Source organism: Endozoicomonas sp. 2B-B (assembly GCF_053470045.1).
On the sequence record NZ_JBLZMU010000001.1, the window covers coordinates 5,526,731 to 5,553,278 of the forward strand.

The 26,548-nt window shown below is 47.4% G+C and carries 8 protein-coding genes; all 8 read right to left on the reverse strand.

From position 1 onward, the window contains the following. Positions 1–319 precede the first annotated feature (319 nt). Positions 320–4,129, reverse strand: coding sequence for a hypothetical protein (locus ACOMHB_RS20625; protein WP_448218019.1), 3,810 nt, complete (start codon positions 4,127–4,129; stop codon positions 320–322). Beyond that, complete coding sequence (locus ACOMHB_RS20630) at positions 4,038–5,291, reverse strand: ISL3 family transposase (RefSeq protein ID WP_448216754.1); 1,254 nt, start codon at positions 5,289–5,291, stop codon at positions 4,038–4,040. Before ACOMHB_RS20630 ends, ACOMHB_RS20625 begins: the two co-directional genes overlap by 92 nt. Before the next feature lie 91 nt (positions 5,292–5,382). Further along, positions 5,383–6,222, reverse strand: a complete 840-nt coding sequence (locus ACOMHB_RS20635) for a hypothetical protein (protein WP_448218020.1) — start codon at positions 6,220–6,222, stop codon at positions 5,383–5,385. Between the two features lie 380 nt (positions 6,223–6,602). Next, a complete protein-coding gene (locus ACOMHB_RS20640; protein ID WP_448218021.1) occupies positions 6,603–11,339 on the reverse strand; it encodes a hypothetical protein in 4,737 nt (1,578 codons plus the stop codon). 29 nt (positions 11,340–11,368) lie between these two features. Beyond that, positions 11,369–11,545 (reverse strand): hypothetical protein, encoded by a 177-nt coding sequence (locus ACOMHB_RS20645; protein WP_448218022.1) that lies wholly within the window; start codon positions 11,543–11,545, stop codon positions 11,369–11,371. 423 nt (positions 11,546–11,968) lie between these two features. After that, positions 11,969–16,417: a hypothetical protein gene (locus tag ACOMHB_RS20650; RefSeq protein ID WP_448218023.1), complete on the reverse strand. Its 4,449-nt coding sequence runs from the start codon at positions 16,415–16,417 to the stop codon at positions 11,969–11,971. Positions 16,418–16,797: 380 nt separating this feature from the next. After that, entirely contained in the window at positions 16,798–21,285 is a 4,488-nt protein-coding gene (locus ACOMHB_RS20655) for a hypothetical protein (RefSeq protein ID WP_448218024.1), read from the reverse strand. A gap of 380 nt (positions 21,286–21,665) precedes the next feature. Beyond that, on the reverse strand, positions 21,666–25,964 hold the full coding sequence (locus ACOMHB_RS20660; protein ID WP_448218025.1) for a hypothetical protein: 4,299 nt from the start codon (positions 25,962–25,964) through the stop codon (positions 21,666–21,668). Between the last annotated feature and the right edge of the window lie 584 nt (positions 25,965–26,548).

Here is a 26,548-nt window from a genome sequence, read left to right on the forward strand (position 1 = left end):
AAATGAGCTGGTAGCGGTCTTGAGCCAACTAATTCCAATGCATGCAGCGAATCCCAAAACAACATCATTACTGGCAGAATCAGTGATCGGACCATCAAGCAGGCAGCTTTTTTTTGTTGTGAGCGTCTCATAGATCCCGGCTAATAAAATCAGCTTCTGTGAATCCATTCGCTAGTGGAAAAAATTTGTACGTCATCCGGCTTAGACCTGATGATTCACGTTTGCGCTAGATTTTATAGCACCGCACTGGCAAGCTTGCCATGAACGGAGTTGGCAAACAGTTTGTTTTTAGAAGCTTTATCAGACGACAAAAGTCTTTTTAGAAAATACTCCCACACCCATCAAGCAACTCCAGTTCCTGACAACCCTGATAAACATCAGGATCAACATCGGATAATAAAGGGTCTTGCTTTTTTAACTGTTCTATTTTGTTGCACGCCCGTTGCCGCCATGCTTCCAGTATGTGGGTAGCGGTATCGATTTTGGCTTTTTTAAGGAGGGTCACTGTATGCATAAGCTCCATTTCGCTCTCGTACTCCTCCAGTAAATTCAGCATTTCGGTGCCAAAAATTTCCGTCTGGTTGAGCTTTAACCATAAACTGCCAAACGCCTGTTTTTGTGGTTCCAATTCATTCTCTACCTGACATGCTTCAGCTTGCCTGAATTGAACGTTATCCAGTTTCTGCCGTTGATCTGCAGTCAAATAATAGTGTTCAGATATCCCGGTGATTTTCAAAAAAGTCCGGAACTGCTCCTCTGACCAGTTGCTGATGGCCATTTTTTCATCCTGTATTTCCAGCTGTGGCATTGGAAATCGGTAGTTTTGAACTCTGCCACTTGGTAATTCAACCTCAAGCCATTGCCCTTTGACGGTAAAAGACATCTCATTGAGGTTCTGCATCAACACAGAGATATAGCTCAGGGCCAACTGTTCTCCAGATTGGATAAGTCCGGAGACAGGTATCTCAACATGGTTGTTGTCGGTCGTTTGCATCCCGGACAAAAAGTGATCGGGGATCTCGTTATCCCAGGGTAGAAGACTATGGGTTTTGAGCAGCGCTTCGAACAGTATCTGGATGCCTTCTTTGGTGATGTCATGGGCTTTTAGTTGCAGGCAGGCTTCAAGCAGCTTGTTTAACCAATGGGAAGAATGCTCTTTGCTGAGTTTTTGCAGGGCACTCAACGAGGGAAACAGATCGAATACAGCCTGGGCATGGCTGGCATCCAGAAAACGCAGCTGATCATCTTTTGTTAAGGGTTGCAGAATTTCCAGATAGAGCCCTTGCATATATTCGAGTTTCAGCACCGCCGACAATGGTTGCAACAGGGCAGAGTATTGCTCCCATAGTCTTTTATCCGGCAATGACTTCAGCCGCTTGACAAATAAGACAAAACGCTCCCTGTCTTCATCGGAAGAACACAGGAACATTGCTCTGTTTAACACGCGCAAAGGCACGGCTTTCATTGAATGACGCCACAAAAAATGCCGATCCAGTTGATTAGCCTGAAGGTAGCGTTTGACGCTTTTCCCTCCGGAAGAAGATAAAAGCCCTATCAATGATTTCAGCATCAGAAGCGTTTTAGCCTCTTTATGCAATTGGCAGAACTGTTTTAAAACTGTCCATTTTAGCGACCAGCCTGGCTTAGGGGTGGAAAGATAAAGAGCGACTGTTTTTATCTGGCAATTGCATTTGTCATCCTCTTCATTCTCTGAATCGCTATCGTATTGGTCATCTCCTTTATTATTCGAGTTATTATGTTCTCCGGTAAATTCTGTAAACAGCCACTGTTTCAGTTGTGTTTCCCGGTGTTGCAGCACCTCAGTAACAGGTAGTCCTGCTGATGCCCACAGCCTGGTCATAATTTGCAGCAGACTATGATTGGGTGCCCGCCGGTAACCTATCCAGCCCAGCACTTTTTTCACAGGCTCATGTTTGGGCAAGCCCTGGCCATTATTCATGGACGAAAAAGCCCAGAACAACTTCAGATTGAACTGGTCACCCCTGTGTTTCCATTCCGGCCAGCCTAGCACCTCTTTCACTTTCTTTTGTTTGAGCATGCCTTTACCGTTGTTTATGGATGAGAAGGAGCGGAATAGCTCCATATTGAACTCGCCATACTTGTCCTTCCATTCCGGCCAGCCCAGCACCTCTCTCACTTCCTCATGTTTGAGCATGCCTTTGCTACTATTCATAGATGAGAAAGAGCGGAACAGCTCCATACTGAAATCGCCATCCTTGTCGTTCCATTCCGGCCAGCCCAGCACCTCTTTCACTTCCTCATGTTTAATCATGCCCTTGCGGCTATTCATGGACGAGAAGGCTCGGAACAGCTCAATGTTGAACTTGCCATCCTTGTCTTTCCATTCCAGCCAGCCCAGCACCTCTTTCACTTCCTCATGCTTAATCATACCCTTGCTGCTATTCATGGATGAGAAGGCGCGGAGCAGCTCCATACTGAATTCGCCATCCTTGTCTTTCCATTCCGGCCAGCCCAGCACCTCTTTCACTTGCTCATGTTTAAGGATGCCTTTACCATTGTTCATGGATGTGAAGGAGCGGAACAGCTCCATACTGAACTCGCCATCCTTGTCTTTCCATTCCGGCCAGCCCAGCACCTCTTTCACTTCCTCATGTTTGAGGACGCCTTCACCATTGTTCATAGACGAGAAGGAGCGGAACAGCTCCATACTGAACTCGCCATCCTTGTCTTTCCATTCCGGCCAGCCCAGCACCTCTTTCACTTCCTCTTGTTTGAGTATGCCTTTACCACTGTGCATGGATGAGAAGGAGCGGAACAGCTCAATGTTGAACTCGCCATGCTTGTCCTTCCATTCCGACCAGGCCAGCACCTCTCTCACTTCCTCATGTTTGAGCATGCCTTTTCCACTGTTCATGGATGAGAAGGCGCGGAACAGCTCCATACTGAACTCACCATTCTTGTCTTTCCATTCAGGCCAACCCAACATATCTTTCACTTCCTTTTGTTTGAGCATGCCTTTGCCATGATTCATGGATGAGAAGGCGCGGAGCAGCTCCATACTGAATTCGCCATCCTTGTCTTTCCATTCCGGCCAAGCCAGCACCTCTTTCACTTGCTCATGTTTGAGCATGCCTTTGCAATGATTCATAGATGAGAAGGTACGGAGCAGTTCCATACTGAACTCGCCATCCTCGTCTTTCCATTCCGGCCAGCCCAGCACCTCTTTCACTTCCTCTTGTTTGAGCATGCCTTTACCACTGTTCATGGATGAGAAGGCGCGGAACTGCTCCATATTGAACTCGCCATCCTTGTCTTTCCATTCCGGCCAGCTCAGCACCTCTTTCACTTCCTCATGTCTAATCGTGCCCTTGCTGCTATTCATGGATGAGAACGAGCGGAACAGCTCCATATTGCGCTCACCATCCCTGTTTTTCCATTCCGGCCAGCTCAGCACCTCTTTGACTTTCTCATGTCTGGGCAGGCCCTGACCATGATTCATGGACGAGAAGGCGCGGAACAGCTCCGTATTGAATTCGGCATTCTCATCTTTCCATTCTGGCCAACCCAGGATTGCTTTCACTTCCTTGTGTGTGGGCACGCCTTTGTTATTATTCATGGACGAGAAGGAAGTCAAGAGATCCAAACTTGCTAAATATTCGAGTTCACTCTGGCTACTTTCGGCAAAACTACGGATATGTTTTTTGCTATTACCCAGCATGCTGGTCAGCATGCCTGTATTTTTGACGTTTTCAGAAAGGTGCCCAAAAAAAGCAGCGGCATTATCGAAGAAGCCATTAAAAGAATCTCTATCTACGAAACCAGACAGCTTATAAAAAGTGTTTTTTACAGTGATGTTTTTTTTCTTGAATACCGCCACCAGGGTTTGCACTTTTTCCAGCTCTTCCTGACTTAATTCGTACTTGATATTTGCTTTTATTTTTTCTAACGGATCATCGGGAATTTGAGTGTCTGGCGGTTTCTTTTTTTTGGCCGCTGGTTCAGCAACAGCGGTTGAATTATTTCTCTTTCTACCCGGACCCTTCTTTTTTGCCTCGTCAGCAAAATCTGTGGGGCATTTCTGGTTCGGGCAGGTTGCCCAGTGCATGATATAAAGCGATTTCTGCACATCTATAGGTTCTGAAACCATACGATTTTCTCGTAGTGAGTTTTATCTTGGTGTTCAGACCTTCCACAATTCCGCTGGAAAATGCTTTTTTTGCCCTGAACCAATTCAGGATCAGTGGCCTGTGCCGCCGAACAGTTTTAGCTACTTTCTTCATCGGCTCTATCTTTGACCGCATGACTCTTGTACACCACCGGTCCAGATACTTTCCTGCCCAGTGTGGTGATATGTAACCCCAGAACACTTGAAACTCCTCTCTGAGCAGATAGCCCCTGACACTTTTGAGATTATACTGAAGCACTGTATTTAACTTGATCTCTTCTTTCTCGGTCAGGTTTTCCTTCCGTTTCAGCAGACACCAACGGGTCTTTTTCAAAACAGGCTCATAGCCATCAGCCTGAAGCTGTTTGTGTTCTGATGCCCTGACCTCATCGATGGCCTTGTTCAGCATGGCCACAATGTGAAATCGATCCAGAATATGCAGCGCCTGATTGGCAAACTCGGCGATCGCCTTTACATAGGGCTTCCACATGTCAGAGCAGACATACCTCAGTTGTTGACTACGCTCAGGGCCAAAAAAGAAGAAAAAGTTTCTAATTGTGGCTTCAGTACGATCCTGACCAACCCATAATAGCCGGGTGCAACTGCGATCAATCTGATAAACCACTGTCAGGTATTTATGTCCGACCTGGTAAGCCACTTCATCAACGCCAATGGCCTTGATATTGTCGAGTGAACGATGCGCTTTGCCCCACTCAACCATGTACTCCACAGCATGAAATACTTTCTCCCATGAGGTATTGAAAGTACTGGCAACCTCTTTCCAAGACAGCTTTCTGGCCCAGTTTGCCAGAAATTGCATATAGGCTTTGGTCAGCTCCTTCTTACCTTCAGCCCATGGGACTTGCTCAACCTTTACGCCGCACGTCTTACATTCCACCCGGCGCATTCTATAGAGCAAGAAAACTCTGATTCCCCAGAGAGGAACAAACTCGAAACGACGCTCAGAAAGATGATCGTAGCCCGGAGCAGGTTTCTGGCATCCTGAGCAGATAGCGTGACTGTTCTTTCGTGGAACAACGGCTACATTGAATACTTCAGAGCCTTGGTAGAAGCCAAGTTTCACATCCTGATAAACAAATGACTTGAGTTTATGAACTTTATTGAGGATAGTTTTTATTAGCATCAGCGGTGTCTCTTGTGGTTATTTTGTCTGCTAACAAAAAAACTATCAAAAATCAGCCGCTGGTGCTTCTACCTATCAAATTGACTCATTTTTACCCACAGATATCCCTGAAGAGCCTCTTTTTTTTCGGAGCGGGTTCTGATGAATCCGGTTCTGTTTCTTCCCGGATTCGTCTTACCCTTTTGTTACCTTGAATGACCGACAGGCACTTGTCGCACAACAACGCTGAAGCTGCTGTCTGATTTGCTACACGTCCTAATTCCTGTGAATTCAGTGCTTTGTCACACTTCGAACAAACGACAACTGAATTTCCGGTATTCTGCTCAGCTGAGGGTTTTAGTGGGTCATCGCCTCCACGACCATTGGCGCCTGTCGAACCGGTTCCCCTGTTACAGGCAGAAGGTCCGCTTGTCTGGCCGGTCTGACCTGTTGTTGCGGTCGTTGATGCTTTGGTCTTTCGGGAGGTTGTATTCCTTTTCCCGTTACCCGCCTGTCGGCCAGAATATTTGCCAGAAACCATCTCACGGTAAACTCTGAGTTCCTGACCATTCTCTGCCAGCCATGTTTGAACCAGCACCGGTTGAATCGTGCCTGGGTCTGACCTTTCCAGATCAAGAAGATCGGCTTCAATCACCATGATCCGGTCTGTCAAAATCCGGGCCAGCGTGGTCTGGCCTGATATAATCGTCCATAGTCGTTTGATTTGTAATATTATAAGCAGTTGCTTTTTTTGCTGCAGACAAGTTTGGACAGGATCAGGAATAGCTCCGAGGTCGTCATTCCCGCGTAGGCGGGAATCCAGCTCTAACGGTGGATCCCTGCCTTCTCGGGGATGACAAGGCCAGGGGGGCACCGGGCAGTATGGTTCTGGTGGTGAGTCAGTGTGGATTCCCGCCTTCGCGGGAATGAAGCCGGGAATGAAGGGAGTCAACTCGTGACACCCTCGAAGAGGATCGGGCTGTCCAGGTTCAGCCAACTTATTGGAATACAGGAAATGAGCTGGTAGCGGTCTTGAGCCAACTAATTCCAATGCATGCAGCGAATCCCAAAACAACATCATTACTGGCAGAATCAGTGATCGGACCATCAAGCAGGCAGCTTTTTTTTGTTGTGAGCGTCTCATAGATCCCGGCTAATAAAATCAGCTTCTGTGAATCCATTCGCTAGTGGAAAAAATTTGTACGTCATCCGGCTTAGACCTGATGATTCACGTTTGCGCTAGATTTTATAGCACCGCACTGGCAAGCTTGCCATGAACGGAGTTGGCAAACAGTTTGTTTTTAGAAGCTTTATCAGACGACAAAAGTCTTTTTAGAAAATACTCCCACACCCATCAAGCAACTCCAGTTCCTGACAACCCTGATAAACATCAGGATCAACATCGGATAATAAAGGGTCTTGCTTTTTTAACTGTTCTATTTTGTTGCACGCCCGTTGCCGCCATGCTTCCAGTATGTGGGTAGCGGTATCGATTTTGGCTTTTTTAAGGAGGGTCACTGTATGCATAAGCTCCATTTCGCTCTCGTACTCCTCCAGTAAATTCAGCATTTCGGTGCCAAAAATTTCCGTCTGGTTGAGCTTTAACCATAAACTGCCAAACGCCTGTTTTTGTGGTTCCAATTCATTCTCTACCTGACATGCTTCAGCTTGCCTGAATTGAACGTTATCCAGTTTCTGCCGTTGATCTGCAGTCAAATAATAGTGTTCAGATATCCCGGTGATTTTCAAAAAAGTCCGGAACTGCTCCTCTGACCAGTTGCTGATGGCCATTTTTTCATCCTGTATTTCCAGCTGTGGCATTGGAAATCGGTAGTTTTGAACTCTGCCACTTGGTAATTCAACCTCAAGCCATTGCCCTTTGACGGTAAAAGACATCTCATTGAGGTTCTGCATCAACACAGAGATATAGCTCAGGGCCAACTGTTCTCCAGATTGGATAAGTCCGGAGACAGGTATCTCAACATGGTTGTTGTCGGTCGTTTGCATCCCGGACAAAAAGTGATCGGGGATCTCGTTATCCCAGGGTAGAAGACTATGGGTTTTGAGCAGCGCTTCGAACAGTATCTGGATGCCTTCTTTGGTGATGTCATGGGCTTTTAGTTGCAGGCAGGCTTCAAGCAGCTTGTTTAACCAATGGGAAGAATGCTCTTTGCTGAGTTTTTGCAGGGCACTCAACGAGGGAAACAGGTCGAACACAGCCTGGGCATGGCTGGCATCCAGAAAACGCAGCTGATCATCTTTTGTTAAGGGTTGCAGAATTTCCAGATAGAGCCCTTGCATAAAGTCGATTTTCAGCACCGCCGACAATGGTTGCAACAGGGCAGAGTATTGCTCCCATAGTCTTTTATCCGGCAATGACTTCAGCCGCTTGACAAATAAGACAAAACGCTCCCTGTCTTCATCGGAAGAACACAGGAACATTGCTCTGTTTAACACGCGCAAAGGCACGGCTTTCATTGAATGACGCCACAAAAAATGCCGATCCAGTTGATTAGCCTGAAGGTAACGTTTGACACTTTTCCCTCCGGAAGAAGATAAAAGCCCTATCAATGATTCCAGCATCAGAGCCGTTTTAGTCTCTTTATGCAATTGGCAGAACTGTTTTAAAACCGTCCATGTCAGTGACCAGTCTGGCTTAGGGGTGTAAAGATAAAGAGCGACTGTTTTTATCTGGCGATTGCATTTGTCATCCTCTTCATTCTCTGAATCGCTATCGTATTGGTCATCTCCTTTATTATTCGAGTTGTTATGTTCTCCGGTAAATTCTGTAAACAGCCACTGTTTCAGTTGTGTTTCCCGGTGTTGCAGCACCTCAGTAACAGGTAGTCCTGCTGATGCCCACAGCCTGGTCATAATTTGCAGCAGACTATGATTGGGTGCCCGCCGGTAACCTATCCAGCCCAGCACTTTTTTCACAGGCTCATGTTTGGGCAAGCCCTGGCCATTATTCATGGACGAAAAAGCCCGGAACAACTTCAGATTGAACTGGTCATCCCTGTGTTTCCATTCCGGCCAGCCTAGCACCTCTTTCACTTTCTTTTGTTTGAGCATGCCTTTACCATTGTTTATGGATGAGAAGGAGCGGAATAGCTCCATATTGAACTCGCCATACTTGTCCTTCCATTCCGGCCAGCCCAGCACCTCTTTCACTTCCTCATGTTTAAGCACGCCCTTGCTATGACTCATAGATGAGAAGGCGCGGAACAGCTCCATATTGAACTCGCCATACTTGTCCTTCCATTCCGGCCAGCCCAGCACCTCTTTCACTTCCTCATGTTTAATCATGCCCTTGCGGCTATTCATGGACGAGAATGCGCGGAACAGCTCAATGTTGAACTTGCCATCCTTGTCTTTCCATTCCAGCCAGCCCAGCACCTCTTTCACTTCCTCATGCTTAATCATACCCTTGCTGCTATTCATGGATGAGAAGGCGCGGAGCAGCTCCATACTGAATTCGCCATCCTTGTCTTTCCATTCCGGCCAGCCCAGCACCTCTTTCACTTGCTCATGTTTAAGGATGCCTTTACCACTGTTCATGGATGTGAAGGGGCGGAACAGCTCCATACTGAACTCGCCATCCTTGTCTTTCCATTCCGGCCAGCCCAGCACCTCTTTCACTTCCTCATGCTTAATCATACCCTTGCTGCTATTCATGGATGAGAAGGCGCGGAGCAGCTCCATACTGAATTCGCCATCCTTGTCTTTCCATTCCGGCCAGCCCAGCACCTCTTTCACTTGCTCATGTTTAAGGATGCCTTTACCATTGTTCATGGATGTGAAGGAGCGGAACAGCTCCATACTGAACTCGCCATCCTTGTCTTTCCATTCCGGCCAGCCCAGCACCTCTTTCACTTCCTCATGTTTGAGGACGCCTTCACCATTGTTCATAGACGAGAAGGAGCGGAACAGCTCCATACTGAACTCGCCATCCTTGTCTTTCCATTCCGGCCAGCCCAGCACCTCTTTCACTTCCTCTTGTTTGAGTATGCCTTTACCACTGTGCATGGATGAGAAGGAGCGGAACAGCTCAATGTTGAACTCGCCATGCTTGTCCTTCCATTCCGACCAGGCCAGCACCTCTCTCACTTCCTCATGTTTGAGCATGCCTTTTCCACTGTTCATGGATGAGAAGGCGCGGAACAGCTCCATACTGAACTCACCATTCTTGTCTTTCCATTCAGGCCAACCCAACATATCTTTCACTTCCTTTTGTTTGAGCATGCCTTTGCCATGATTCATGGATGAGAAGGCGCGGAGCAGCTCCATACTGAATTCGCCATCCTTGTCTTTCCATTCCGGCCAAGCCAGCACCTCTTTCACTTGCTCATGTTTGAGGATGCCTTTGCAATGATTCATAGATGAGAAGGTACGGAGCAGTTCCATACTGAACTCGCCATCCTCGTCTTTCCATTCCGGCCAGCCCAGCACCTCTTTCACTTCCTCTTGTTTGAGCATGCCTTTACCACTGTTCATGGATGAGAAGGCGCGGAACTGCTCCATATTGAACTCGCCATCCTTGTCTTTCCATTCCGGCCAGCTCAGCACCTCTTTCACTTGCTCATGTTTGAGGATGCCTTTGCCGTGATTCATGGACGTGAAGGCGCGGAACAGCTCAATGTTGAACTCGCCATCCTTGTCCTTCCATTCCGGCCAGCCCAGCACCTCTTCCACTTGCTCATGTTTGAGGATGCCTTTGCCATGCTTCATAGACGAGAAGGAGCGAAACAGCTCCATACTGAACTCGCCATCCTTGTCCTTCCATTCCGGCCAGCCCAGTACCTCTTTCACTTCCTCATGTTTAATCATGCCCTTGCTGCTATTCATGGATGAGAACGAGCGGAACAGCTCCATATTGCGCTCACCATCCCTGTTTTTCCATTCCGGCCAGCTCAGCACCTCTTTGACTTTCTCATGTCTGGGCAGGCCCTGACCATGATTCATGGACGAGAAGGCGCGGAACAGCTCCGTATTGAATTCGGCATTCTCATCTTTCCATTCTGGCCAACCCAGGATTGCTTTCACTTCCTTGTGTGTGGGCACGCCTTTGTTATTATTCATGGACGAGAAGGAAGTCAAGAGATCCAAACTTGCTAAATATTCGAGTTCACTCTGGCTACTTTCGGCAAAACTACGGATATGTTTTTTGCTATTACCCAGCATGCTGGTCAGCATGCCTGTATTTTTGACGTTTTCAGAAAGGTGCCCAAAAAAAGCAGCGGCATTATCGAAGAAGTCATTAAAAGAATCTCTATCTACGAAACCAGACAGCTTATAAAAAGTGTTTTTTACAGTGATGTTTTTTTTCTTGAATACCGCCACCAGGGTTTGCACTTTTTCCAGCTCTTCCTGACTTAATTCGTACTTGATATTTGCTTTTATTTTTTCTAACGGATCATCGGGAATTTGAGTGTCTGGCGGTTTCTTTTTTTTGGCCGCTGGTTCAGCAACAGCGGTTGAATTATTTCTCTTTCTACCCGGACCCTTCTTTTTTTTCGGAGCGGGTTCTGATGAATCCGGTTCTGTTTCTTCCCGGATTCGTCTTACCCTTTTGTTACCTTGAATGACCGACAGGCACTTGTCGCACAACAACGCTGAAGCTGCTGTCTGATTTGCTACACGTCCTAATTCCTGTGAATTCAGTGCTTTGTCACACTTCGAACAAACGACAACTGAATTTCCGGTATTCTGCTCAGCTGAGGGTTTTAGTGGGTCATCGCCTCCACGACCATTGGCGCCTGTCGAACCGGTTCCCCTGTTACAGGCAGAAGGTCCGCTTGTCTGGCCGGTCTGACCTGTTGTTGCGGTCGTTGATGCTTTGGTCTTTCGGGAGGTTGTATTCCTTTTCCTGTTACCCGCCTGTCGGCCAGAATATTTGCCAGAAACCATCTCACGGTAAACTCTGAGTTCCTGACCATTCTCTGCCAGCCATGTTTGAACCAGCCCCGGTTGAATCGTGCCAGGGTCTGACCTTTCCAGATCAAGAAGATCGGCTTCAATCACCATGATCCGGTCTGACAAAATCCGGGCCAGCGTTGTCTGGCCTGTCATAATTGACCAATGTCGTTTGATTCGTAATATTAGAAGCAGTTGCTTTTTTTGCTGCAGGCAAGTTTGGACAGGATCAGGAACAAGGGTAAGGTCAGGTTGGGGCTCTGGGTCAGGACTCCCGCTGTTTCCGTCAGGTGGCTTATCGTCATCCGGCGTGGGAATGCATAGCCCCCCTGAAAGCCGGATACTGCAACTTGAGATAACATACGGGTTTCCACGGCTGGGGTCCACAGGGCCTAAAAGCATGGGAGTCAGGGTCAATCGAAGAGGATCGGGCTGTTCAGGTGCAGCTAACTTATTGGAATACAGGAAATGAGCTGGTAGCGGCCTTGAGCCGACTAATTCCAATGCATGCAGCGAATCCCCAAACAACATCGTCACTAGCACAAGCAGTGATCGGACCATCGAGCAGGCAGCTTTGTTTTGTTGTGAGCGTCTCATACATCCGGGCTAATAAAATCAGCTTCTGTGAATCCATTCGCTAGTGGAAAAAATTCGTACGTCATCCGGCTTAGGCCTGATGATTCACGTTTGCGCTAGATTTTATAGCACCGCACTGGCCAGCTTGCCATGAACGGGGTTGGCAGACAGTTTGTTTTTAGAAACTTTATCAGACGACACAAGTCTTTTTAGAAAATACTCCCACATCCATCAAGCAGCTCCAGTTCCTGACAACCCTGATAAACAACAGGATCAACATCGGATAATAAAGGGTCTTGCTTTTTTAACTGTTCTATCTTACTGCACGCCCGTTGCCGCCATTCTTCCAGTATGTGGGTAGCGCTATCAATTTTGGCTTTTTTAAGGAGGGTCACTGTATGCATAAGCTCCATTTCGCTCTCATACTCCTCCAGTAAATTCAGTATTTCGGTGCCAAAAATTTCTGTCTGGTTGAGCTTTAACCATAAACTACCGAACGCCTGTTTTTGTGGTTCCAATTCATTTTCTGGCTGACATGCTTCAGCTTGCCTGAATTGTACGTTATCCAGTTTCTGCCATTGATCTGCAGTCAAATAATAGTGTTCAGATATCCCGGTGATTTTCAATACAGTCCTGAACTGCTCCTCTGACCAGTTGCTGATGGCGATTTTTTCATCCTGTATTTCCAGCTGTGGCATTGGAAAGCGGTAGTTTTGAACTCTGTCAGCTGGCACCTCAACCTCAAGCCACTGCCCTTTGACGGTAAAAGACATCTTATTGAGGTTCTGCATCAACACAGCGATATAGCTCAGGGCCAACTGTTCTCCTGATGGGATAAGTCCGGAGACAGGTATCTCAATATGGTTATTATCGGTTGTTCGCATCTCGGACAGAAAGTGATCGGGCATATCGTGATCCCAGGGTAGAAGACTATGGGTTTTGAGCAACGCTTCAAGCAGTATCTGGATGCCTTCTTTGGTGATGTCATGGGTTTTAAGTCGAAGGCAGGATTCAAGCAGCTTGTTTAACCAATGGGAAGAATGCTCTTTGCAGAGTTTTTGCAGGGCACTCAACGAGGGAAACAGATCGAATACAGCCCGGGCATGGCTGGCATCCAGAAAACGCAGCTGATCATCTTTTGTTAAGGGTTGCAGAATTTCCAGATAGAGCCCTTGCATATATACGAGTTTCAGCACTCCTGACAATGGTTGCAACAGGGCTGAATACTGCTCCCATAGTCTTTTATCCGGCAATGACCTCAGCCGCTTGACAAAAAAGACAAAACGCTCCCTGTCTTCATCGGAAGAACATAGGAACATTGCTCTGTTTAACACGCGCAAAGGAACGGCTTTCATTGAATGACGCCACAAAAAATGCCGATCCAGTTGATTAGCCTGAAGGTAACGTTTGACACTTTTCCCTCCGGAAGAAGATAAAAGCCCTATCAATGATTTCAGCATCAGAAGCGTTTTAGCCTCTTTATGCAATTGGCAGAACTGTTTTAAAACCGTCCATGTCAGTGACCAGTCTGGCTTAGGGGTGGAAAGATAAAGAGCGACTGTTTTTATCTGGCGATTGTATTTATCATCTCCTTCATTATCCGTGTTGCTGTGTTCTCCGGTAAGTTCTGTAAGCAGTAACTGTTTCAGTTGTGTTTCCCAATGTTGCAGCATCTTGGTAGCAGGTAGCCCTTCTGATACCCAGAGCCTGGGCATGATTTGCAGTAGCCTGTGATTGGGCGCCCCCCGGCAACTTGTCCAGTCCAGCACTTTTTTCACAGGCTCATGTTTGGGCAAGCCTTGGCCGTGATTCATAGACGAGAAAACGCGGAACAGCTTTATATTGAGCTCGCCCCCCTTGTGTTTCCATTCAGGCCAGCCGAGCACCTCTTTCACTTTCTCAAGTTTGAGCATGCCTTTGCAACTATTCATGGACGAGAAGGCGCAGAACAGCTCCATATTGAACTTGCCATCCTTGTCTTTCCATTCCAGCCAGCCCAGCACCTCTCTCACTTCCTCATGTTTGAGCATGCCTTTGCTACTATTCATAGATGAGAAAGAGCGGAACAGCTCCATACTGAAATCGCCATCCTTGTCGTTCCATTCCGGCCAGCCCAGAATCTCTCTAACTTCCTCATGTCTGAGGATGCCTTTGCCATGACTCATAGACGAGAAGGAACGGAGCAGCTCCATAGTGAACTCACCATCTTTGTCTTTCCATTCCGGCCAGCTCAACACCTCTTTCACTTGCTCATGTTTGAACATGCCTTTGCCATTGTTCATGGATGAGAAGGAGCGGAATAGCTCCATACTGAACTCGCCATCCTTGTCTTTCCATTCCGACCAACCCAGCACCTCTTTCACTTGCTCATGTTTGAGGATGCCTTTGCCATGGTTCAAAGACGTAAAGGAACGGAACAACTCCATACTGAACTCGCCATCCTTGTCTTTCCATTCCGGCCAGCCCAGCACCTCTTTCACTTGCTCATGTTTGAGCATCCCTTTACCATTGTTCATGGATGAGAAGGAGCGGAACAGCTCCATGTTGAAATCGCCATCCTTGTCTTTCCATTCCGGCCAGCCCAGCACCTCTTTCACTTGCCCATGTTTGAGGATGCCTTTGCTATGATTCGTAGACGAGAAGGAGCGGAACAGCTCCATATTGAACTCACCATCCTTGTCTTTCCATTCCGGCCAGCCCAGCACCTCTTTCACTTGCTCATGTTTGAGGATGCCTTTGCCGTGATTCATGGACGTGAAGGCGCGGAACAGCTCAATGTTGAACTCGCCATCCTTGTCCTTCCATTCCGGCCAGCCCAGCACCTCTTCCACTTGCTCATGTTTGAGGATGCCTTTGCCATGCTTCATAGACGAGAAGGAGCGAAACAGCTCCATACTGAACTCGCCATCCTTGTCCTTCCATTCCGGCCAGCCCAGTACCTCTTTCACTTCCTCATGTTTAATCATGCCCTTGCTGCTATTCATGGATGAGAAGGAGCGGAACAGCTCCATACTGAACCCGCCATCCTCGTCATTCCACTCCGGCCAGCGCAGCACCTCTTTCACTTGTTCATGTTTGAGCAAGCCTTTGCCACTATTCATTGACGAGAAGGCTCGGAAAAACTTCGTATTAAACTCGCCATCCCTGTCTTTCCATTCTGACCAGCCCAGTATTGCTTTCACTTGCTCATGTGTGGGCACGCCTTCGCCATTATTCATGGACGAGAAGGAATTCAATACTTCCAAATTTGCTAAATATTCGAGTTCACTCAGGCTACGTTCTGCGAAACTACAGATATGTTTTTTTTTATTACCCAGCATGCCGGTCAGCATGCCTGTATTTTTGACGTTTTCAGAAAGATGCCCAAAAAAAGCGATGGCATTATCGAAGAAGCCATTAAAAGAATCTCTATCTACGAAACCAAGCAGCTTATAAAAAGTGTTTTTTACAATGATGTTTTTTTCCTTGAATACCGCCATCAGGGTTTGCACTTTTTTCAGCTCTTCCTGACTTAATTCGTACTTGATATTTGCTTTTATTTTTTCCAGTGGGTCATCGGGGATCTGATTGTCTGCCGGTTTCTTTTTTTTGGCCGCTGGTTCAGCAACAGCTGTTGAATTTTTTCTCTTTCTACCCGGGCCCTTCTTTTTTTTCGGAGCAGGTTCTGATGAATCCGGTTCTGCTTCTTTCCTGATTCGTCTTACCCTTTTGTTACCTTGAATGCCCGACAGGCACTTGTTGCACAACAACGCTGAAGCTGCTGTCTGATTTGCTACACGTTCTAATTCCTGTGGATTCAATGCCTTGTCACACTTCGAACAAGTAACAACCGAATTTCCGGTATTCTGCTCAGCTGAGGGTTTCAGTGGGTCATCGCCTCCACGACCATTGGCGCCTGTCGAACCGGTTCTTCTGTTACGGGCAGCAGATCCGCTTGTCTGGCCGGTCTGACCTGTTGTTTCGGTCGTTGATGCTTTGGTCGTTCGGGAGGTTGTATTCTTTTTCCCGTTACCCGTCTGTCGGCCAGAATATTTGCCAGAAACCATCTCACGGTAAACTCTGAGTTCCTGATCATTCTCTGCCAGCCATGTCTGAACCAGCCCCGGTTGAATCGTGCCAGGGTCTGACCTTTCCAGATCAAGAAGATCGGCTTCAATCACCATGATCCGGTCTGACAAAATCCGGGCCAGGGTGGTCTGGCCTGCCATAATCGCCCATAGTCGTTTGATTCGTAATATTAGAAGCAGTTGCTTTTTTTGCTGCAGACAAGTTTGGACAGGATCAGGAACAAGGGTAGGGTCAAGTTGACGCTCTGGTTCAGGACTCCCGCTGTTTCCGTCAGGTCGCTTATTGCCATCATCTCCACCGGCGGTGCCCCCGGCGATCAACGCATTGGAAGTGTTCTCCAGAACTTCAGGGGGCACGTAAAACTCCAACAACTCGTTCCCACGCTCCGGAGGGTGTCGCAAAACTCCAACAGCTCGTTCGGATGCTCTGAGGTCGTCATTCCCGCGAAGGCGGGAATCCAGCGCCAACGGTGAATATCTGCCTTCTCGGGGATGACAAGGCCATTGGGGCACCGGGCAGTAAGGTTCTGGTGGTGAGTCAGTGTGGATTCCCGCCTTCGCGGGAATGAAACCGGGAATGACGGGAGTCAACTCGTGACACCCTCGAAGAGGATCGGGCTGTTCAGGTTCAGCCAACTTATTGGAATACAGGAAATAAGCTGGTAGCGGGCTTGAGCCGACTAATTCCAATGCCTGCAGCGAATCCCTAAACAACACCATCGCTAGCAGAATCAGTGACCGGACCATCGAGCAGGCAGCTTTGTTTTGTTGTGAGCGTCTCATAGATCCAGGCAAATAAAATCAGCTTCTGTGAATCCATTCGCTAGTGGAAAAAATTCGTACGTCATCCGGCTTAGGCCTGATGATTCACGTTTGCGCTAGATTTTATAGCACCGCACTGGTGAGCTTTCCATAAACGGATTTGGCAGACAGTTTGTTTTTAGAAGCTTTATCAGACGACAAAAGTCTTTTTAGAAAATACTCCCACACCCATCAAGCAACTCCAGTTCCTGACAACTCTGATAAACATCAGGATCAACATCGGATAATAAAGGGTCTTGCTTTTTTAACTGTTCTATCTTACAGCACGCCCGTTGCCGCCATTCTTCCAGTATGCGGTTATCGGTATCGATTTTGGCTCTTTTAAGGAGGGTCACTGTATGCATAAGCTCCATTTCACTCTCGTACTCCTCCAGTAAATCCAGTATTTCGCTGCCAAAAATTTCTGTCTGGTTGAGCTTTAACCATAAACTGGCAAATGCCTGCTTTTGTGGTTCCAATTCATTCTCTGGCTGACATGCTTCAGCTTGCCTGAATTGAACGTTATCCAGTTTCTGCCATTGATCTGCAGTCAAATAATAGTGCTCAGATATCCCGGTGATTTTCAAAACAGTCCTGAACAGCTCTTCTGACCAGTTGCTGATGGCCATTTTTTCATCCTGTATTTCCAGCTGTGGCATTGGAAAGGGGTAGTTTTGAACTCCGTCACCTGGCACCTCAACCTCAAGCCACTGACCTTTGACGGTGAAAGACATCTCATTGAGGTTCTGCATCAACACAGCAATATAGCTCAGGGCTAACTGTTCTCCTGATGGGATAAGTCCGGAGACAGGTATCTCAACATGGTTATTGTCGCTTGTTCGCATCCCGGACAAAAAGTGATCGGGGATCTCGTTATCCCAGGGTAGAAGACTATGGGTTTTGAGCAGCGCTTCGAACAGTATCTGGATGCCTTCTTTGGTGATGTCATGGTTTTTTAGTTGCAGGCAGGCTTCAAGCAGCTTCTTTAACCAATGGCAAGAATGCTCTTTGCTGAGTTTTTGCAGAGCGCTCAACGAGGGAAACAGGTCGAACACAACCCGGGCATGGCTGGCATCCAGAAAACGCAGCTGATCATCCTTTGTTAAGGGTTGCAGGATTTCCAGATAGAGCCCTTGCATATATTCGAGTTTCAGCACCGCCGACAATGGTTGCAACAGGGCAGAGTACTGCTCCCATAGTCTTTTATCCGGCAATGACTTCAGCCGCTTGACAAAAAAGACAAAACGCTCCCTGTCTTCATCGCAAGAACACAGAAACATTGCTCTATTTAACACGCGCAAAGGCACGGCTTTCATTGAATGACGCCACAAAAAATGCCGATCCTGTTGATTAGCCTGAAGGTAACGTTTGACACTTTTCCCTCCAGAAGAAGATAAAAGTCCTGTTAATGATTCCAGCATCAGAAGCGTTTTAGTCTGTTCATGAAATTGGCAGAACTCTTTTAAAACCGTCCATGTTAGTGACCAGTCTGGCTTAGGGGTGGAAAGATAAAGAGCGACTGTTTTTATCAGGCGATTGCACTTGTAAACCTCTTCATTCTCTGAATCGCTACCGTATTGGTCATCTCCTTTATTATTCGAGTTGTTATGTTCTCCGGTAAATTCTGTAGACAGCCACTGTTTCAGTTGTGTTTCCTGATGTTGCAGCACTTCAGTAGCAGGTAGCCCTGCTGATGCCCAGAGCCTGGTCATAATTTGCAGCAGACCATGATTGGGTGCCCCCCGGTAACCTATCCAGCCCAGCACTTTTGTCACAGACTCATGTTTGGGCAAGCTCTTGCCATTATTCATGGACGAAAAAGCCCTGAACAACTGCATATTGAACTGGTCACCCCTGTGTTTCCATTCCGGCCAGTTCAGCACCTCTTTCACTTGCTCATGTTTGTGCATGCCCTGGCCATTATTCATGGACGAGAAAGATCGGAACAACTTCGTATTAAACTCGCCATCCTTGTCTTTCCATTCCGGCCAGCTCAGTAGCTCTCTCACTTCCTTTTGTTTGAGCATGCCTTTGTTACAATTCATGGATGAGAAGGAGCTGAACAGCTCCATATTGAACTCGCCATCCTGGCCTTTCCATTCTGGCCAGCCCAGCACCGCTTTCACTTCCTTTTGTTTAAGCATGCCTTTGCAATGATTCACAGACGAGAAGGAGCGGAACAACTTCGTATTAAACTCTTCATCGTTGTCTTTCCATTCCGGCCAGCCCAACACCTCTTTCACTTCCTTTTGTTTGAGCATGCCTTTGCCACTATTCATGGATGAGAAGGCGCGGAACAACTCCATACTGAACTCATCGTCCTTGTCTTTCCATTCCGGCCAGCCCAGCACCTCTTTCACTTGCTCATGTTTGAGCATGCCTTTGCCGTGATTTATAGACGAGAAGGAGCGGAACAGCTCCATACTGAACTCGCCATCCTTGTCTTTCCATTCCGGCCAGCCCAGAACCTCTTTCACTTCCTTTTGTTTGAGCATGCCTTTGCCACGATTCATAGATGAGAAGGAGCGGAACAGCTCCGTACTGAAATTGTCATCTTTGTCTTTCCACTCCGGCCAGCTCAGCACCGCTTTCACTTCCCCATGTTTAAGCATGCCTTTGCTATTATTCACGGATGAGAAAGAGCGGAACAGCTCCATACTGAACCTGCCATCCTTATCTTTCCATTCCGGCCAACCCAGCACCTCTTTCACTTGCTCATGTTTGAACATGCCTTTGCCATTATTCATAGACGAGAAGGAGCGGAACAGCTCCATACTGAACTCGCCATCCTTGCCTTTCCATTCCGGCCAGCCCAGCATCACTTTCACTTGTTCATGTTTGAGCATACCTTTGCAATGATTCATAGACGTAAAGGCGCGGAACAGCTCCGTACTGAAATCGCCATCCTTGTCTTTCCATTCCGGCCAGCCCAGCACCTCTTTCACTTGCTCACGTTTGAGCATGCCTCTGCCACTATTCATAGATGAGAAGGAGCGGAACAGCTCCATACTGAACTCGCCATCCTTGCCCTTCCATTCCGGCCAGCCCAGGACCTCTTTCACTACTTCATGTTTGGGCAAGCCCTGGCCATTGTTCATGGACGAAAAAGCGCGGAACAGTTCGATATTGAACTCGCCTTCCTTGTCTTTCCATTCCGGCCACCCCAGTATTGCTTTCACTTCCTTACGTGTGGGCACACCTTTGCGACTATTCATGGACGAGAAAGAAGTCACTAGATCTAAACTCGCTAAATATTCGAGTTCATTCTGGCTACGCTTTGCAAAACTACGGATATGTATTTTTCTATTACCCAGCATACCGGTCAGCATGCCTGTATTTTTGACGTTTTCAGAAAGATACCCAAAAAAAACGATGGCATTATCGAAGAAGCCATTAAAAGAATCTCTATCTACAAAACCAAGCAGCTTATAAAAAGTGTTTTTTACAGTGATGTTTTTTTCCTTGAATACCGCCATTAAGGTTTGCACTTTTTCCAGCTCTTCCTGACTTAATTCGTACTTGATATTTGCTTTTATTTTTTCCAATGGGTCATCGGGGATCTGTGTGTCTGGTGGTTTCTTTTTTTTGGCCGGTGGTGCAGTAGCTGCTGCTTTTGAATTATTTCTCTTTCTAGCTGGCTCCTTCTTTTTTTTCTGAGCAGGTTCTGATGAATCCGGCTCTGTTTCCTGCCGGGCTCGTTTTGCTCTTTTTTTACCGTAAGTGCCTGACAGGCATTTGTTGCATAAAAACGCTGAAGCTTCTGCCTTATTGGCTACACGTCTTAATTCCTGTTGATTCAGTGCTTTGTCACATTTTGAACAAGTGACAATTGAGTTACCCGTATCCTGCTCAACTGATGGACTCAGTGGATCATCGCCTCCACGACCATTGGCGCCTGTCGAACGGGTTCCCCTGTTACGGGCAGCAGATCCGCTTGTCTCACGGGCCTGACCTGTTGTCGCGGTCGTTGATGCTTTGGTCGTTTGGGAGGTTGTATTCTTTTTCCCGTTACCCTTCTGTCGGCCAGAATATTTGCCAGAAACCATCTCACGGTAAACTCTGAGTTCCTGACCATTCTCTGCCAGCCATGTCTGAACCAGCCCCGGTTGAATCGTAGCAGGGTCTGACCCTTCCAGATCAAGAAGATCGGCTTCAATTACCATGATCCGGTCTGACAAAATCCGGGCCAGCGTTGTTTGGCCTGCCATAATCGCCCATAGTCGTTTGATTTGTAATATTATAAGCAGTTGCTTTTTTTGCTGCAGGCAAGTTTGGACAGGATCAGGAACAAGGGTAAGGTCAGGTTGGGGGTCTGGGTCAGGACTCCCGCTGTTTCCGTCAGGTGGCTTATCGTCATCACTTCCTCCGTCAGTGCCCCTGGCGATCAGACCATTAGAAGTGTTCTCCAAAACTTCAGGGGGCACGTAAAACTCCAACAACTCGTTCCCACACTCCGGAGGCTGTCGCAAAACTCCAACAGCTCGTTCCCATGCTCTGAGGTCGTCATTCCCGCGAAGGCGGGAATCCAGCGCCAACGGTGGATCCCTGCCTTCTCGGGGATGACAAGGCCAGGGGGGCACCGGGCAGTATGGTTCTGGTGGTGAGTCAGTGTGGATTCCCGCCTTCGCGGGAATGAAGCCGGGAATGAAGGGAGTCAACTCGTGACACCCTCGAAGAGAATCGGGCTGTTCAGGTACAGCTAACTTATGGGAATACAGGAAATGAGCTGGTAGCGGGCTTGAGCCGACTAATTCCAATGCATGCAGCGAATCCCCAAACGACATCGTCACTAGCACAAGCAGTGATCGGACCATCGAGCAGGCAGCTTTTTTTTGCTGTGAGCGTCTCATAGATCCAGGCTAATAAAATCAGCTTCTGTGAATCCATTCGCTAGTGGAAAAAATTCGTACGTCATCCGGCTTAGGCCTGATGATTCACGTTTGCGCTAGATTTTATAGCACCGCACTGGCAAGCTTGCCATAAACGGATTTGGCAGACAGTTGATTTTTAGAAGCTTTATAAGACGACACAAGTCTTTTTAGATAATACTCCCGCATCCATCAAGCAACTCCAGTTCCAGACAACCCTGATAAACATCAGGATCAACATCGGATAATAAAGGGTCTTGCTTTTTTAACTGCTCTATTTTACTGCACGCCCGTTGCCTCCATACTTCCAATATGTGAGTAGCGCTATCGATTTTGGCTTTTTTAAGGAGGGTCACTGTATGCATAAGCTCCATTTCGCTCTCGTACTCCTCCAGTAAATTCAGTATTTCGCTGCCAAAAATTTCTGTCTGGTTCAGCTTTAACCATAAACTGGAAAATGCCTGTTTTTGTGGTTCCAATTCATTCTCTGGCTGACAGGCTTCAGCTTGCCTGGATTGAACGTTATCCAGTTTCTGCCATTGATCTGCAGTCAAATAATAGTGTTCAGATATCCCGGTGATTTTCAAAAAAGTCCTGAACTGCTCTTCTGACCAGTTGTTGATTGCCATCTTTTCATCCTGTATTTCCAGCTGTGGCATTGGAAATCGGTAGTTTTGAACTCCGTCACCTGGCACCTCAAGCCACTGCCCTTTGACGGTAAAAGACATCTCATTAAGGTTCTGCATCAACACAGCGATATAGCTCAGGGCCAACTGTTCTCCTGATTGGATAAGTCCGGAGACAGGTATCTCAACATGGTTGTTGTCGGTTGTTCGCATCCCGGACAGAAAGTGATCGGGAATATCGTTATCCCAGGGTAGAAGACTATGGGTTTTTAGCAGCGCTTCAAACAGTATCTGGATGCCTTCTCTGGTGATGTCATGGGTTTTTAGTTGCAGGCAGGCTTTAAGCAGCTTGTTTAACCAATGGGAAGAATGCTCTTTGCTGAGTTTTTGCAGGGCGCTCAACGAGGGAAACAGATCGAATACAGCCTGGGCATGGCTGGCATCCAGAAAACGCAGCTGCTCACCTTTTGTTAAGGGTTGCAGGATTTCCAGATAGAGCCTTTGCATAGAGTCGAGTTTCAGCACTCCTGACAATGGTTGCAACAGAGCTGAATACTGCTCCCATAATCTTTTATCCGGCAATGACTTCAGCCGCTTGGCAAAATAAACAAAACGCTCCCTGTCTTCATCGCAAGAACACAGGAACATTGCTTTATTTAACACACGCAAAGGCACGGCTTTCATTGAATGACGCCACAAAAAATGCCGATCCTGTTGATTAGCCTGAAGGTAGCGTTTGACGCTTTTCCCTCCGGAAGAAGATAAAAATCCTGTCAATGATTCCAGCATCAGAAGCGTTTCAGTCTCTTTATGTAATTGGCAGAACTGTTTTAAAACTGTCCATCTTAGCAACCACTCTGGTTTAGGGGTAGAAAGATAAAGAGCGACTGTTTTTATCAGGCGATTATATTTATCATCTCCTTCATTATCCGGGTTGCTGTGTTCTCCGGTAAGTTCTGCAGGCAGTAACTGTTTCAGTTGTGTTTCCCAGTGTTGCAGCAGCTTGATAGCAAGTAGCCCTTCTGATACCCAGAGCCTGGGCATGATTTGCAGTAGCCTGTGATTGGGCGTCCCCCGGCAATCTATCCAGTCCAGCACTTTTTTCACTTCCTCATGTTTGAGCATGCCTTTGCCACTATTCATAGATGAGAAGGCGCGGAACAGCTCAATATTGAACTCGCCATCCTTGTCTTTCCATTCCAGCCAGCCCAGCACCTCTTTGACTTCCTCATGTTTAATCATGCTCTGGCTGCTATTCATAGACGAGAAGGAGCGGAACAACTCTATATTGAACTCACCATCCCTGTTTTTCCATTCCGGCCAGCCCAGCACCTCTTTCACTTCCTCTTGTTTGAGCATGCCTTTGCCACTATTCATGGATGAGAAGGCGCGGAACAGCTCTACAATGAACTCGCCATCCTTGTCTTTCCATTCCGGCCAGCCCAGCACCTCTTTCACTTCCTCTTGTTTGGGCATGCCTTTGCCATGATTCATAGACGAGAAGGAGCGGAACAGCTCCATAATGAACTCGCCATCCTTGTCTTTCCATTCAGGCCAGCCGAGCACCTCTTTCACTTCCTCATGTTTGAGCACGCCTTTGCAACGACTCATAGATGAGAAGGAGCGGAAGAGCTCAATGTTGAACTCGCCATCCTTGTCTTTCAATTCCGGCCAGCCCAGCACCTCTTTCACTTCCTCATGTTTAATCATGCCCTTGCTGCTATTCATCGACGAGAAGGCGCGGAACAGCTCAATGTTGAACTCGCTATCCTTGTCTTTCCATTCCGGCCAACCCAGAATCTCTCTAACTTCCTCATGTCTGAAGATGCCTTTGCCATGACTCATAGACGAGAAGGAACGGAGCAGCTCCATACTGAACTCACCATCCTTGTCTTTCCATTCCGGCCAGCTCAGCACCTCTTTCACTTGCTCATGTTTGAGCATGCCCTTGCCATTGTTCATGGATGAGAAGGAGCGGAGCAGCTCCATACTGAACTCACCATCCTTGTCTTTCCATTCCGACCAACCCAGCACCTCTTTCACTTGCTCATGTTTCAGGATGCCTTTGCCATGGTTCATAGACGAGAAGGAGCGAAACAGCTCCATATTGAACTCGCCATACTTGTCTCTCCATTCCGGCCAACCCAGAATCTCTCTAACTTCCTCATGTCTGAGGATGCCTTTGCCATGCCTCATAGACGAGAAGGAACGGAGCAGCTCCATACTGAACTCACCATCCTTGTCTTTCCATTCCGGCCAGCTCAGCACCTCTTTCACTTGCTCATGTTTGAGCATGCCCTTGCCATTGTTCATGGATGAGAAGGAGCGGAGCAGCTCCATACTGAACTCACCATCCTTGTTTTTCCATTCCGACCAACCCAGCACCTCTTTCACTTGCTCATGTTTCAGGATGCCTTTGCTATGGTTCATGGACGAGAAGGAACGGAATAACTCCATACTGAACTCGCCATCCTCGTCTTTCCACTCCGGCCAGCTCAGCACCTCTTTCACTTCCTCTTGTTTGAGCATGCCTTTACCACTGTTCATGGATGAGAAGGAGCGGAATAGCTCAATACTGAACTCGCCATCCTTGTCTTTCCATTCCGACCAGGCCAGCACCTCTTTCACTTCCTCATGTTTGAGCATGCCTTTACTACTGTTCATGGATGATAAGGAGCGGAACAGTTCCATACTGAACTCGCCATCCCCGTCTTTCCACTCCGGCCAGCCCAGCACCTCTTTCACTTGTTCATGTTTCAGCATGCCTTTGCTACAATTCATTGACGAGAAGGATCGGAACAACTTCGTATTAAACCCGCCATCCCTGTCTTTCCATTCCGGCCAGCCCAGTATTGCTTTCACTTCCTTATTTGTGGGCACACCTTTGCCATTATTCATGGACGAAAAAGAAGTCACTACATCTAAACTCGCTAAATATTCGAGTTCATCCTGGCTACGCTCTGCAAAACTACGGATATGTTTTTTGCCATTATTCAGCATGCCGGTCAGCATGCCTGTATTTTTAACGTTTTCAGAAAGGTGCCCAAAAAAGGCGGCGGCATTATCGTAGAAGCCATTAAAAGAATCTCTATCTACGAAACCAAGCAGCTTATAAAAAGTGTACTTTACAGTGATGTTTTTTTTCTTGAATACCGCCACCAGGGTTTGCACTTTTTTCAGCTCTTCCTGACTTAATTCGTACTTGATGTTTGCTTTTATTTTTTCCCATGGGTCATCGGGAATTTGAGTGTCTGGCGGTTTCTTTTTTTTGGCCGCTGGTTCAGCAACAGCGGTCGAATTATTTCTCTTTCTACCCGGGCCCTTCTTTTTTTTCGGAGCGGGCTCTGATGAATCCGGTTCTGCTTCTTCCAGGATTCGTCTTACCTTTTTGTTACCTTGAATGCCCGACAGGCACTTGTTGCACAACAACGCTGAAGCTGCTGTCTGATTTGCTACACGTTCTAATTCCTGAGGATTCAATGCCTTGTCACACTTCGAACAAGTGACAACCGAATGTCCGGTATTCTGCTCAGCTGAGGGTTTCAGTGGGTCATCGCCTCCACGACCATTGGCGCCTGTCGAACCGGTTCTTCTGTTACGGGCAGCAGATCCGCTTGTCTGGCCAGTCTGACCTGTTGCTGCGGTCGTTGATGCTTTGGTCGTTCGGGAGGATGAATTCTTTTTCCCGTTACTCACCTGCCGGCCAGAATATTTGTCAGAAACCATCTCACGGTAAACTCTGAGTTCCTGACCATTCTCTGCCAGCCATGTCTGAACCAGCCCCGGTTGAATCGTGCCAGGGTCTGACCTTTCCAGATCAAGAAGATCGGCTGCAATCACCATGATCCGGTCTGACAAAATCCGGGCCAGCGTTGTTTGGCCTGTTATAATTGCCCATAGTCGTTTGATTCGTAATATTATAAGCAGTTGCTTTTTTTGCTGCAGGCAAGTTTGGACAGGATCAGGAACAAGGGTAAGGTCAGGTTGGGGGTCTGGGTCAGGACTCCCGCTGTTTCCGTCAGGTGGCTTATCGTCATCCGACGTGGGAATGCATACCCCCCCTGAAAGCCGGATACTGCAACTTGAGATAACATACGGGTTCCCACGTCGGCCTAAAAGCGTGGGGGTCAGGGTCCATCGAAGAGAATCGGGCTGTTCAGGTACAGCTAACTTATGGGAATACAGGAAATGAGCTGGTAGCGGGCTTGAGCCGACTAATTCCAATGCATGCAGCGAATCCCCAAACGACATCGTCACTAGCACAAGCAGTGATCGGACCATCGAGCAGGCAGCTTTTTTTTGCTGTGAGCGTCTCATAGATCCAGGCTAATAAAATCAGCTTCTGTGAATCCATTCGCTAGTGGAAAAAATTCGTACGTCATCCGGCTTAGGCCTGATGATTCACGTTTGCGCTAGATTTTATAGCA

Bases quoted from the DNA above. Each gene is read 5' to 3' on its own strand.
- ACOMHB_RS20640 (WP_448218021.1), bottom strand. From the start codon at position 11,339: ATGACAGGCCAGACAACGCTGGCCCGGATTTTGTCAGACCGGATCATG.
- ACOMHB_RS20645 (WP_448218022.1), bottom strand. From the start codon at position 11,545: ATGTTATCTCAAGTTGCAGTATCCGGCTTTCAGGGGGGCTATGCATTC.
- ACOMHB_RS20625 (WP_448218019.1), bottom strand. From the start codon at position 4,129: ATGGTTTCAGAACCTATAGATGTGCAGAAATCGCTTTATATCATGCAC.
- ACOMHB_RS20660 (WP_448218025.1), bottom strand. From the start codon at position 25,964: ATGGTGATTGCAGCCGATCTTCTTGATCTGGAAAGGTCAGACCCTGGC.
- ACOMHB_RS20630 (WP_448216754.1), bottom strand. From the start codon at position 5,291: ATGCTAATAAAAACTATCCTCAATAAAGTTCATAAACTCAAGTCATTT.